Origin of the sequence: Lacrimispora xylanisolvens (genome assembly GCF_002934545.1) — a bacterium.
GTDB lineage: Bacteria > Bacillota > Clostridia > Lachnospirales > Lachnospiraceae > Lacrimispora > Lacrimispora xylanisolvens.
Map to the genome: position 1 here is coordinate 33,768 of NZ_PTJA01000003.1, position 11,730 is coordinate 45,497.

Sequence of the window (11,730 nt, forward strand, 5' to 3'; positions counted from 1 at the left end):
AAGAAACTGTTTTTAATTGTGAGGAGGTAGTTAAAGATGAAAAAGTTCATGAATGACGTGGATCAGGCAGAGAACGAAATGATTTTGGGACTTGTTAAAGCATATCCAAAGGATTTACGAAAGCTTGACTGCGGAAATGTAGTAGTCCGAAGGAATAAAAAAGAAAATAAGGTTGCACTGATTAGCGGCGGCGGAAGCGGTCACGAGCCTGCCCATGCAGGATATGTAGGAACTGGAATGCTAGATGCTGCAGTGGCAGGGGCAGTATTTACCTCCCCCACTCCTGACCAGATTTATGAAGGGATCAAAGCAATTGCAAATGATGCCGGTGTATTAATGGTGATTAAAAATTACACCGGTGATGTAATGAATTTTGAAATGGCAGCAGAAATGGCAGAGGCCGATGGAATTCTGGTAAAACAGGTAATTGTAAATGATGACGTAGCTGTAAAAGACAGTTTATACACCGTAGGCAGAAGAGGTGTGGCAGGCACAGTATTTGTACATAAAATAGCGGGAGCTGCAGCTGAGAGGGGAGATGACCTGGGTCAGGTTCAGGAAACAGCTAATAAAGTAATCGCTAATGTCCGTACGATGGGTGCTGCAATCCGTCCCTGTACCGTACCCGCCGCAGGTAAGCCGGGATTTGAGCTGGCAGAAGATGAGATGGAGGTTGGGATTGGAATACATGGCGAGCCCGGTACTCACCGGGAGAAAATAAAAACAGCCAATGAAATCGTGGATCTGCTCCTTGATAAGATACTTTCTGATATTGATTATGAGGGAAGCGAAGTGGCGGTTATGGTTAATGGTTCCGGCGCGACTCCTCTGATGGAGCTTTTTATTATTAACAACCGGGTATCAGACGTCTTGAAAGAAAAGGGCATCTCTGTCTATAAGACCTACGTTGGAGAATACATGACCTCCATTGAGATGGAAGGATTTTCTGTTTCCCTGTTGAAATTAGATGCGCAGTTAAAATCGCTGTTAGATGAAAAAGCCGATACACCCGCATGGAAAGCATGATGATAATGGAGTGATGAGATGAACAAAGAAAAAATAATCCTGGTAATTGATCAGATGGCAGTTACTATGGAAAAACAGAAAGAGTTTCTGACTGAGCTTGATAATGTGATTGGTGACGGGGACCACGGCATTAATATGGCAAGAGGCTTCTCTGAAGTAATCAAAAAAAGAGATTCACTGGCGAAGATGGATGCTGGTGATATGATAAAAAACCTTGGAATGATTTTGGTGTCTACGGTCGGAGGTGCCTCAGGTCCATTATATGGCACCGCTTTTATGAAAGCAGGAATGTTTTTAAAAGGGAAAGAAGAAGTTACGTTTCCCGATTTTTTAGAGGCTTTTGCGTGTGCCATTGATGGAGTAATGGCACGGGGAAAGGCTGCAGAGGGTGAAAAGACAATGCTTGATGCCATGCTGCCTGCAAAACGTGCAATGGAACAGGAGTGGACGATTTCCGGTGATGGGAAAAAGTCAATGGAGGAAGGTCTTACTGCTGCAAGAAAAGGAATTGAGTATACAAAGACAATTATTGCAACAAAGGGAAGAGCGGCTTATCTTGGTGAACGCAGCATCGGCCATCAGGACCCCGGCGCAACGTCATTTGTATTCCTTTTGGAAGCAATCGCTTCCCAGATGTGACAGGAGGGAATATATGGTCGGTTTTGTAATTGTTTCCCACAGCCGGATGTTAGCTGAAAGTGTAGCTGATTTTACCAGGCTCATGGCGGAGCGCGTCACAGTTATTCCCGCCGGTGGGCTGGAGGACGGGAGTTTTGGCACCAGTTATCAGCTTATTTCAGAAGCCATAGAAAAGGCAAATAGCGGAGACGGTGTTTTGGTACTTATGGATATGGGAAGTGCCGTGATGACAACAGAAATGGTGTTGGAATCCATGGAGAATCACAAAGTTAAAATGGTTGACTGCCCTCTGGTGGAAGGTGCCGTTGCTGGAACCATTGCAGCAGCAGGGGGTCAGTCTTTGGAATTGATATACCGGAATCTGACTAAATCAGGATATGTTAACAAGTTTTAAAAGGTACGTAAAGTACTTATTAAATGAATAAATCAAAGGAGGGTATTATTGATGGCGAAGTACGTAATGGCTTTGGACTCAGGAACAACCAGCAACAGATGCATTTTATTTAACGAGAAGGGTGAGATGTGCAGTGTGGCTCAAAAAGAGTTTACACAGTATTTCCCCAAACCCGGCTGGGTTGAACACGATGCCAATGAAATCTGGTCTTCCCAGTTAGGAGTAGCGGTTGAAGCAATGTCTAAGATTGGTGCAGTTGCTGAAGATATTGCTGCAATTGGTATTACAAATCAGAGAGAGACAACAATTGTCTGGGACAAAGCGACTGGAGAGCCGGTATATCATGCAATCGTATGGCAGTGCAGACGTACTTCTGAGTATTGTGACTCTTTAAAAGAAAAGGGACTCACCGATTCATTCAGGCAAAAAACAGGTCTGATCATTGATGCTTATTTCTCAGGAACCAAGCTGAAATGGATTTTAGACAATGTGGAGGGCGTCAGAGAACGGGCCGAAGCAGGAGAATTGCTCTTTGGTACAGTGGAAACCTGGCTCATATGGAAGCTGACAAAGGGCAGGGTTCATGTGACGGATTATTCCAATGCATCAAGAACCATGTTATTCAATATACAGGAGCTGAAATGGGATCAGGATATCTTAAAAGAATTAAATATTCCGGAATGTATGCTTCCGGAAGCGAAGCCATCAAGTTTTGTGTACGGAGAATCTGATTCCCAGTTCTTTGGCGGTCCGATCCCCATTGGCGGTGCAGCAGGAGACCAGCAGTCCGCTCTGTTTGGCCAGACCTGTTTTACAGCCGGAGAAGCGAAAAATACATACGGAACCGGATGTTTCCTCCTTATGAATACCGGAGAGAAGCCTGTATATTCGAAAAATGGATTGGTTACAACAATTGCCTGGGGTCTTGACGGAAAGGTTAACTATGCTCTGGAAGGATCCATCTTTGTGGCGGGTGCTGCCATACAATGGCTTCGTGATGAGATGAAGCTGGTTGATTCCTCACAGGATTCTGAGTATATGGCGAAAAAGGTAAAAGATACCAATGGCTGCTACGTAGTCCCTGCATTTACAGGGCTTGGCGCGCCTCAATGGGATCAATATGCCAGAGGAACCATTGTAGGTATCACAAGAGGAGTCAACAAGTACCATATTATCCGGGCGACTCTTGAATCACTGGCTTTCCAGGTAAATGATGTAATAAGCGCTATGCAGGCAGACTCAGGCATTACCCTCAGCACATTAAAAGTGGATGGCGGAGCCAGTGCAAACAACTTCCTGATGCAGTTCCAGTCTGACATTATGGGAGCTCCGGTGCACAGACCGGTGTGTGTAGAGACGACTGCCATGGGAGCTGCATATCTTGCAGGGCTTGCGGTGGGTTACTGGGAGAGTAAGGAAGCGGTTGTAAAGAACTGGCAGATTGACAAAGTATTCCGTCCCGATATGGCCGAAGCTGAGAGAACAGAACTTGTAAATGGCTGGAATAAAGCTGTGAAATGTTCTTATGGCTGGGCAAAGGAATGATATCGTTTCTATCAACCGAGATTTCAGGAGGTAAGGGAGTATGTTGATTTTTATTTCAGAACTGATCGGTACCATGTTGCTGATATTACTTGGTGATGGCGTAGTAGCAAACGTTACGTTAAATAAGTCGGGGATGAAAGGGGCCGGACCGGTCCAGATTACATTTGCATGGGGTCTTGCAGTTATGCTGCCTGCCTTTATTTTCGGAGCCTCTTCTGGAGCACACTTTAATCCTGCATTAACCATCGCCCTGGCGGCAGAGGGATCTGTAAGCTGGAATGTAGTTCCAACATACATCATTGCACAATTACTTGGAGCATTTCTTGGAGCAACCCTTGTTTATGTGTTGTTTAAGGGACAGTTTGATCTTACAGAAGATGCCGCAACAAAGCTGGGCGTGTTTTCCACAGGTCCATCTGTACCCAATACCGGACTGAATCTGTTAAGCGAAGCAGTTGGAACATTCGTGCTTGTTTTTGCAATCAAAGGTATTGGAAATGTGGCAAACTTAGCCCCAGGCGTTGACAAACTGCTTACATTTGGTATCATTGTTTCCGTTGGTATGTCTCTTGGCGGTTTAACTGGATATGCCATTAACCCGGCCCGTGATTTAGGCCCCAGGATTGCCCATGCTTTACTTCCCATTAAGGGAAAAGGTGATTCCAATTGGAAATATTCCTGGATACCGGTAGTTGGTCCTGTGATTGGCGCACTTGTGGCTGTGTTGTTATTCAATGCAATTCCCTGGTAGAATAAAAAATTAATATACAATACCGAAGTGAAATCGTAAGCCGGGTAAACTAGCAGGTCCATGCTGATTTACCTGGCTTATCCTCATATGGGGGCATAGGCAAGCGGCTTCCTTTTTAAAGGACTTCATGGCAGCCGTAATACGCGGCTTTCCAAGGAGCTCCAGTGTCAGACCGGCCAGGGCAAATATCCTAACAGCGGTCATCCCCTTCTTCTCCGATTCAGCAACGGCCTTCTGTTTGAATACGAGCGAATAGGTAAGCTTTGTAGGGCTGACGGATACAATGTTTGGATTTTCTCTGAGGATTTTCATTTCCTCCTCTGTGAATTTTCTGTTCGTGGACATAACGTACCTCCAATAAATTTAATATATCACAGTATTGGCGATCCTAAAACGACTTTGGGCGAACTGTCTGTGCTGACATGGGACCAACCAGAAATTTTAGGTGTGAGACATAAAAAATCGTGTCTACGGAATGGGTCTGCTCAAAAAGTTGGGCATAAAAATAATTTTTCCGTGTCCACTCTATTGGGTACATTATAAGGAATAAAATTGAAGAAACAGGGCATACGTAGGGAAAAGATACTGTCTATGCCGCGCAAGATCATGACGGCGAGGCAGGAATAAAGAGTTGTTTGCTGGTATGCACAAAATAGGGATAGAAAAGTTTGGAAAATCGGAGAAATGAGGCATAGGGCGGAAAAAGAGTTATCTTTGTCCCATTTTATCATTGATTGTTGATGATTCAGTTGATAAAATGAAAATAAAATATAGATTCAAGGGGAAAAAGATGAAAAACCGATGTATCCATACTCAAAAGGTCATGAAGGAATACCATTATGCAGTTATGCTGGATTATTACCGGAAGCTGATAATCCCGTTTTTAATTGTGTACTTATTGATTATTATTAATTTTGTTATGAGATTTATGAAGCACGACATTGGTGTATTGACCATATTTAATGTGGCAGCCCCAGTGTTTCTGGCGGGAGTATTGATTGCGAAGCTGGAAAAAGTGATTCGATTAAATCTGCGGCGTATGCAGGTAATGTACGGGAAGTCTGATTGTGAATGCATGGTTGAGTTTAAGGATCTCATCCTGATTACCACAGAAAATAAAAATCAACGGGAGATTTCGTATCAACATATTTTAAGACAGATAGAGACTAAAAATTTGATTATACTTATTTTAGAAGGGCGAATGTTTATTCCTCTCGATAAAAATGGTTTTATCGAAGGAGATATAGAAAGCTTCAAAAAATTTATAGATGGTAAAATAAAAAAATAAAAGCATAACATAAAAATTGCAGATCTGATGTTTCAGACCTGCAATTTTTATGTTATTTATTTTAGCAAATCCTGATATTCCGGATGCTTTTCAAACCAGGTGATAGCATAGGAGCATGTCAGAACTGCTTTTTTTCCTTCCGAGCGCAGATGATCTGCCGCCGCTTTCATCAGCTGACCTGCGATGCCCTGTCCTCTGAGAGAATCATCCACAAAGGTATGATTGATATTAACCGTGTTGTCATCTACGTCTGGAAATGTAACTTCAGCCAGCAGATTACTGTCTGAATGATAAAGTGCAACCTTATTAGGGGTGTAGGTAAAGTTCATATATAATACCTCCTGTCATGTAATGAAATGATTATATCATTTCATGAAGAAAGGTTCAAGAAGTTCTCTATGTATTATGATTCATAACGAAATGAGGACAAAAAAAGAGCATCGTAGAAATTGGGGAAACGATGCTCCAAAGAAGAGTTATAGTAAGTATAACCTAAAAACATCATTATGTAAAGCTGAAAATATGTGAGAAGTGTGGAAATTTTGTGAATAAAACGTATTATTGTGATATTGGCTTATACATAAAATAAATTATTTTATATGATGTTTTACTGAAATATTTTAATACCTTTTCTTTACAAAACATGACATACAGCTGTCTTTTTTTCTGTGATAAGATGTTTTTATGTTCAATGAATTTTGGGCAGTCTGATACTGGAGGAATGAAGTATGAATGAAAGAAAAAGAATGAATCTTTATTGGAAGTATGTGGCGGAACAAAATGCAGATGAGCTTCTGAAATTTTTTCATGAGAAAGGGGTAATCCGCTGGCATTGTACAAACGAACAGTTCACTGTTCCTGAATTTATAAAAGCCAACTGTGAATATCCGGGGAAATGGAATGGTGCAATGGAACGAATGGAGCAGAATGGTGATCAGATTATTACTGTGGCCCATATCTGGTCTTCTGAGGTATCCTTCCATGTTGTTTCATTTTTTCAAGTGGAACAAGGTAAGATTCTACAGTTGGATGAGTATTGGGGCGATGATAGTGAAATTCCTGAATGGCGCCGGAACATGAGATTAGGCATGCCGATTCTATGAGATGTATTTTAATCCCTACTATTTGCTAATTTAAAGACAGTGAAGGGAATCACATGGAAATGACCGCTCCGGTAACTCTTCTTGACTGCGGGAGGTGTTGGAGTTAATATACTTAAAAAGGGGGGGTTTCTTATGAATGAAGACGTACAAAATTATTTGAATAAATACAGTGACGAATTAAAACAGCTCTTTATGAAACTAAGAGAGCAGATTATGGAAAGCATACCATGTGAAGCAGAGGAGCGGCTGTGGGCTAAATTACCAAGCTATTATGTGGGAGATAAGTTTGTCCGTCTTATCCCGTTTAAGGATCATATCAATGTTGAGGCTTCCGCATTATTGCCCCATAAGACCGAGCTGGAGCAATATAAAATGACGCCCAAAGGAATGCTTAAAATCTATTTGAATCAGGAACCTGTTTCTCTGTTTCAAACAATTTTTCAGGAAACGCTTATGGAGAAATAATCCTGATTCTATGTATTACAGTTTTTTTCTGAAAAATCCCTTTTGAAATAACATACCAAAGACAATTCCCATTGCTAATCCAATTAATAGATTATTAATTACTGAAGCACAGATCAAACCAACGCTGATGCCCAGTACCAGGCCGTTCTGGTCAGAGTTATTTTTGTTAAAATATGAATTTGGCATTATGTATTACCCCTTACGTTTTTTTACTATATTACATCAGTAATTACGTGAAGTACACTGGTATTTTCTGAGAGTAATACATATATAAGGGACATTTGCAAAGAGAGGGAAGAGATGGAAATGATATCATTTACAAAGAGACAGGCCTGCCGCTTTCTGCTTTTAAAGCAGGGACTGCTTGGAGACTACCGGTTTGAGGGAAAACAGGGAATTATGGAATTTATCCGTCAGGCAGGCTGTATCCAGTTTGACCCGGTGGATGTGTGCGGTAAAAATGCTGAGTTGGTTTTGCAGTCACGAATCAAGCGGTTCTCTAAAGAAATGCTTTCTGATCTTTTATATCAGGATCGTGTACTAGTCGATTATTTTGATAAAAACCTGGCAATTTTTCCTGTTGATGACTGGCCGTATTTTGAACGTTACCGGGAGCAGCACCGGCAATGGGAGAGAAGTCATGAGGCAGTTCGCGGGGCTCGGAGTCAGGTGAGAAAACACATTACAGATCACGGTCCGGTGTGTTCCGGGGATCTTGATATGCCGGATAAGGTGGACTGGTACTGGAGCCGCACCAAACTGTCCAGAGCAGTGCTTGAGCATATGTATTTTACCGGTGAGCTGGCTGTTCATCATAAAATAGGATCCATCAAGTACTATGATCTGATTGAAAACTGTATTCCGAGGACAATCTTATCAGCCCCTGAGCCTTACCTGGATGAGCATGACCATCAGACATGGCGTGTTTTACGCAGAATCGGCTCAGTGGGTCTGTTATGGAACAGGGCTTCAGATGCATGGCTGAACATCGGAGGGCTAAAATCAGCGGAGAGAAGCGCCGCCTTTACCCGGCTTCTCAGGGAACAGAAGATAGAAGCCGTTCATGTAGAAGGGATTAAAGAAGAACTTTATATGCGGGTGGAGGACATTCCCTTTGCCAGACAGTGTGTTGATCAGAACAGCTGGAAAAAAAGATGTGAATTCATTGCACCATTAGATAATTTAATGTGGGATCGAAAGTTAATACAGGCACTTTTTGGATTTGATTATAAATGGGAGATTTACACACCGGCAGATAAACGCAGATACGGTCACTATGTGCTGCCAGTCATTTACGGTGATCGTTTTATAGGCAGAATTGAAGCATCTGCTGACACCAAAAAACAGACATTACTGGTAAAAAATATATGGTTAGAACCAGATGTGAAACGGACGAAGAGGATGGATGAGGCCATTGATGCAGCAATCAGGAGATTTTCGTTATTTAATCAATGCAAAGATATTATAATGGTAAAATCAGACCAGAATGGGGAAATATAAAAATGAATATAGAAAAATTATCAAAGCAGTTTATTTGGAACGATGAAGCCGGACTGGTTACCAAATCATTAGGGGATGCAGCCGGAAGCCAGAAACTTTATGTAAATATTGATTACGTTCCACCAGGGGCATTCAGCACGAAATACCATAGCCATTCACAACAGGAGGAGTTTTTTCTGATTTTGTCCGGAAAAGGAACTTTACGGTTAAATGGACAGGAACAGGAAGTAGGAAAAGATGATTTTATTGCAAAACCGGCAGGAAAAAACATCGCTCATACATTCTTTAATTCCGGTAATGAAGCGTTGGTAATTCTTGATGTGGGAACAAAGGAGAATGAGGATACCTGTTATTATCCCGATGAGGATGTTTATATGCAAAAGTCCAATGGTTTAAGACGTGTATTTAAAGGGAACCAGCTAGATGAAACATGGTCATCCGATCCCAATTGTTAAGAGAACTTTTTTTCAAAAAATATGGAAAAAATTACCAATTCCATTTTATGGTAATAATATTGATTTTTACTTCAATAATTGCTAATATATGGTCAGAATACCAGAATCAGCAAGGAGACTTAAATATGGCTAGAGGAGTAAGAAAATCATCACTGGAAAAGCTTCAAAAGGAATTGGCAGACGTACAGGAATCAATTCAGCAGCATAAGAATTCAATTACTGAATTAATAGAAAAAGAAAAGGAAATCCAGGAAAAGATCAGTCTGGAACAGTTTAAGGAAGTATCTTCCATTCTGGATCAGCAGAAGATGACTATCACGGATTTAAAGGAATTCCTGTTATCCAGAACAAAATAAGAAGAATATGATGAGAGGTACCTTTTTGGTATCTCTTATTTTTTGGCCAATGAATCATAATCCAAATTGATTGCCAGCTGGAAAAAATTGGTGTATCCTTAAAGATATGTATTGACTAACCCACTGGAGGAGAGAGTTATGATTCGAATTGCAATCGTGGATGATGATGCAGGGAGTGTATCACAGCTAAAGGAATATTTACTCCGGTATCAGAACGAACGAAATGAGATGTTTAGCATTCTCACTTTTTCTGACGGAGATGAAATCGTTGAAAATTATAAAGCAGAGTACGATATTATTTTACTGGATATAGAGATGAGATTTATGGACGGAATGACGGCAGCACAGCTGATCCGGGAAAAAGATCCGGAGGTGATTCTTATTTTTATCACCAATATGGCACAGTATGCCATTAAGGGTTACACTGTCCGGGCAACCGATTATGTGTTAAAACCGGTTTCCTATTTTTCCTTTTCCCAGAGACTTGATAAGGTAATCGGGCGTATCAACCGGAATGTGAAAAAATATATGGCAGTTAATATAAAGGGAGGTACGGTGAAGCTGTATCTGCCGGATATTTATTATATTGAGAGTCTGGGACACCGGCTTATTTATCATACACTGACAGGGGAATATGTGACCTTTGGGGCGATGAAAGAGGTGGAGGAAAGACTGAAGGGGCTAAATTTCTTCCGCTGCAGTAAGGGATATCTTTTAAACCTGGAACATGTGGAAAGCGTGCAGGAGGGCTGTGTGCTGATGAAGGGAGCCCGGCTGACCATCAGCAGAACCAGGAAAAAGGAATTTATGGAGGAACTGACCAATTATCTGGGAGGGGCTTTATGATGAACCATATTGCGCTGACAGAGATTCCAAGGCTGTACACGGGGATCGCGGAATGGGCTGCATGCACCATCTATGTTTTGAATCTGAAAAGGAAATTGAAAGGACCTTCTCTGGCAGCAGTTATGTGTGCTGCGTGCCTTTTGCAATGCGGGATACAGCTGGCAGCAGGTACATTTCCCAAGTCACTGTGGATTCCCGGAATGCTTCTGGCAATCGGCCTGATGCAGGTATATTTTATGATCACCTGTGAGGTTACGGCTGGCAGTGCAGGGTATTACTGTGTCCGGTCATTTATTCTGGCAGAATTTACGGCATCGTTAGAGTGGCAGCTTTATTATAATGCTGTATTAAGTACCCAGATATCGGAGATGTGGCTTAACATTCTTGTTTTTTTCATCGTCTTCGGAGCTGTATTTGGAGGCGCTTATTTTTTGGAAAGAAAACATATCCGGAAGGAAACGATTACGCTGAAAGAACTGCTGTTTGTGACCGCTACCGGAGTAACTGTATTTTTCGTCAGCAATTTAAGCTTTGTATATTCCAATTCTCCATTCAGCAGCCAGATTACAAAAGAGATTTTTAACATCAGGACTCTGGTGGATCTAAGCGGTCTTGTCATCCTTTTTGCATATCACATATTAAGACAGGAGATGCAGGTAAAATACGATCTGGAGGCTATGCGTAACATCCTGCAGAGCCAGTATTCCCAGTACAGAAAATCCGGGGAGAGCATCGAGATGGTCAACCGGAAATACCATGATTTAAAACATCAGATCGCTGTTCTAAGGGCAGAGCAGGACTCTGAGAAACGCCTGGCATTCTTAGACGAAATGGAAAGCGAGATCCGTACCTATGAAGCCCAGAACAAAACAGGGAATTCCGTGGTGGACACCATACTCACCGGGAAAAGTATGACCTGTCAGAGACATGAGATCGAGCTGACCTCTGTGGTGGATGGAAAGCTGTTAAATTTCATTCATGTGATGGACATTTGCACCATTCTGGGAAATGCGTTGGATAACGCCATTGAATGTGCCATACAAATCGAAGAAAAGGAGAAACGTCTGATTCACGTGGAAGTCCTATCCAAAAAAGACTTTGTTGTCCTGCGGTTTGAGAATTATTTTGAAGGAAATATCCAGTTTGAAAATAATCAGCCGGCAACGACTAAGGCCAACAAGGAGTATCATGGGTATGGCATCAAAAGCATTAAATATACGGTTAAAAAATACAATGGCTGGGTAACCATTGATACCAAGGATAACTGGTTTAAACTAAATGTGGTCATTCCTCTTCCCAGAGAGGATTAAGTAAAAATCTGGCAGTGCCGCCTGTCCACCCGGACAGACGGCACTGCTTTTC

Annotated in this window: 16 protein-coding genes; 13 read left to right on the plus strand and 3 right to left on the minus strand. The window is 41.8% G+C overall.

Annotation, left to right across the window (positions count from 1 at the left end; all coding sequences use genetic code 11):
* The first annotated feature begins 36 nt into the window (after nt 1–36).
* Genes dhaK through BXY41_RS05905 form a run of 5 tightly spaced genes read left to right on the plus strand, consistent with a single transcriptional unit; the run spans nt 37 to nt 4,355 of the window.
* Nucleotides 37–1,026, plus strand: a complete 990-nt coding sequence (dhaK, locus tag BXY41_RS05885) for a dihydroxyacetone kinase subunit DhaK (RefSeq protein WP_104435758.1) — start codon at nt 37–39, stop codon at nt 1,024–1,026.
* 18 nt (nt 1,027–1,044) lie between these two features.
* The gene (gene dhaL / locus BXY41_RS05890; protein WP_104435761.1) at nt 1,045–1,665 is read left to right on the plus strand and encodes a dihydroxyacetone kinase subunit DhaL; all 621 of its coding nucleotides are present in this window, start codon (nt 1,045–1,047) and stop codon (nt 1,663–1,665) included.
* A gap of 13 nt (nt 1,666–1,678) precedes the next feature.
* The gene (gene dhaM / locus BXY41_RS05895; protein ID WP_104435764.1) at nt 1,679–2,059 is read left to right on the plus strand and encodes a dihydroxyacetone kinase phosphoryl donor subunit DhaM; all 381 of its coding nucleotides are present in this window, start codon (nt 1,679–1,681) and stop codon (nt 2,057–2,059) included.
* Nucleotides 2,060–2,110: 51 nt separating this feature from the next.
* Entirely contained in the window at nt 2,111–3,604 is a 1,494-nt protein-coding gene (gene glpK / locus BXY41_RS05900) for a glycerol kinase GlpK (RefSeq protein WP_104435766.1), read from the plus strand.
* 40 nt (nt 3,605–3,644) lie between these two features.
* Nucleotides 3,645–4,355, plus strand: a complete 711-nt coding sequence (locus BXY41_RS05905) for an MIP/aquaporin family protein (RefSeq protein ID WP_104435768.1) — start codon at nt 3,645–3,647, stop codon at nt 4,353–4,355.
* Between the two features lie 9 nt (nt 4,356–4,364).
* On the opposite strand, the gene BXY41_RS05910 is transcribed toward BXY41_RS05905, so the two are convergent.
* The gene (locus BXY41_RS05910; protein ID WP_104435770.1) at nt 4,365–4,700 is read right to left on the minus strand and encodes an HTH domain-containing protein; all 336 of its coding nucleotides are present in this window, start codon (nt 4,698–4,700) and stop codon (nt 4,365–4,367) included.
* A gap of 445 nt (nt 4,701–5,145) precedes the next feature.
* Here BXY41_RS05910 and BXY41_RS05915 point away from each other — a divergent pair, with 445 nt between their 5' ends.
* A complete protein-coding gene (locus BXY41_RS05915) occupies nt 5,146–5,643 on the plus strand; it encodes a YcxB family protein (protein ID WP_170072237.1) in 498 nt (165 codons plus the stop codon).
* Between the two features lie 56 nt (nt 5,644–5,699).
* On the opposite strand, the gene BXY41_RS05920 is transcribed toward BXY41_RS05915, so the two are convergent.
* Nucleotides 5,700–5,972 carry a GNAT family N-acetyltransferase gene (locus BXY41_RS05920; protein ID WP_104435774.1) on the minus strand — a complete coding sequence of 91 codons (273 nt, stop codon included), beginning with the start codon at nt 5,970–5,972 and terminating at the stop codon, nt 5,700–5,702.
* 399 nt (nt 5,973–6,371) lie between these two features.
* Between BXY41_RS05920 and BXY41_RS05925 the strand changes: the two genes are divergently transcribed.
* Both BXY41_RS05925 and BXY41_RS05930 read left to right on the plus strand, forming a co-directional pair.
* The gene (locus BXY41_RS05925) at nt 6,372–6,746 is read left to right on the plus strand and encodes a nuclear transport factor 2-like protein (RefSeq protein ID WP_104435776.1); all 375 of its coding nucleotides are present in this window, start codon (nt 6,372–6,374) and stop codon (nt 6,744–6,746) included.
* Between the two features lie 132 nt (nt 6,747–6,878).
* The gene (locus BXY41_RS05930; RefSeq protein WP_104435778.1) at nt 6,879–7,211 is read left to right on the plus strand and encodes a DUF5655 domain-containing protein; all 333 of its coding nucleotides are present in this window, start codon (nt 6,879–6,881) and stop codon (nt 7,209–7,211) included.
* Between the two features lie 15 nt (nt 7,212–7,226).
* Here the strand turns inward: BXY41_RS05930 and BXY41_RS26625 are convergent, their stop codons facing one another.
* A complete protein-coding gene (locus BXY41_RS26625; RefSeq protein WP_170072239.1) occupies nt 7,227–7,397 on the minus strand; it encodes a hypothetical protein in 171 nt (56 codons plus the stop codon).
* A 114-nt stretch (nt 7,398–7,511) separates the two neighbouring features.
* Between BXY41_RS26625 and BXY41_RS05935 the strand changes: the two genes are divergently transcribed.
* The 5 genes from BXY41_RS05935 to BXY41_RS05955 all read left to right on the plus strand — a co-directional run bounded on the left by BXY41_RS05935 (nt 7,512) and on the right by BXY41_RS05955 (nt 11,678).
* On the plus strand, nt 7,512–8,711 hold the full coding sequence (locus tag BXY41_RS05935; protein ID WP_242980055.1) for a winged helix-turn-helix domain-containing protein: 1,200 nt from the start codon (nt 7,512–7,514) through the stop codon (nt 8,709–8,711).
* A 2-nt stretch (nt 8,712–8,713) separates the two neighbouring features.
* On the plus strand, nt 8,714–9,166 hold the full coding sequence (locus BXY41_RS05940; RefSeq protein WP_242980064.1) for a cupin domain-containing protein: 453 nt from the start codon (nt 8,714–8,716) through the stop codon (nt 9,164–9,166).
* 125 nt (nt 9,167–9,291) lie between these two features.
* On the plus strand, nt 9,292–9,522 hold the full coding sequence (locus tag BXY41_RS05945) for a hypothetical protein (RefSeq protein WP_104435782.1): 231 nt from the start codon (nt 9,292–9,294) through the stop codon (nt 9,520–9,522).
* A 138-nt stretch (nt 9,523–9,660) separates the two neighbouring features.
* Nucleotides 9,661–10,368, plus strand: coding sequence for a LytR/AlgR family response regulator transcription factor (locus BXY41_RS05950; RefSeq protein WP_104435784.1), 708 nt, complete (start codon nt 9,661–9,663; stop codon nt 10,366–10,368).
* Nucleotides 10,365–11,678: an ATP-binding protein gene (locus BXY41_RS05955; protein ID WP_104435786.1), complete on the plus strand. Its 1,314-nt coding sequence runs from the start codon at nt 10,365–10,367 to the stop codon at nt 11,676–11,678. Before BXY41_RS05950 ends, BXY41_RS05955 begins: the two co-directional genes overlap by 4 nt.
* The last annotated feature ends 52 nt before the right edge of the window (nt 11,679–11,730 follow it).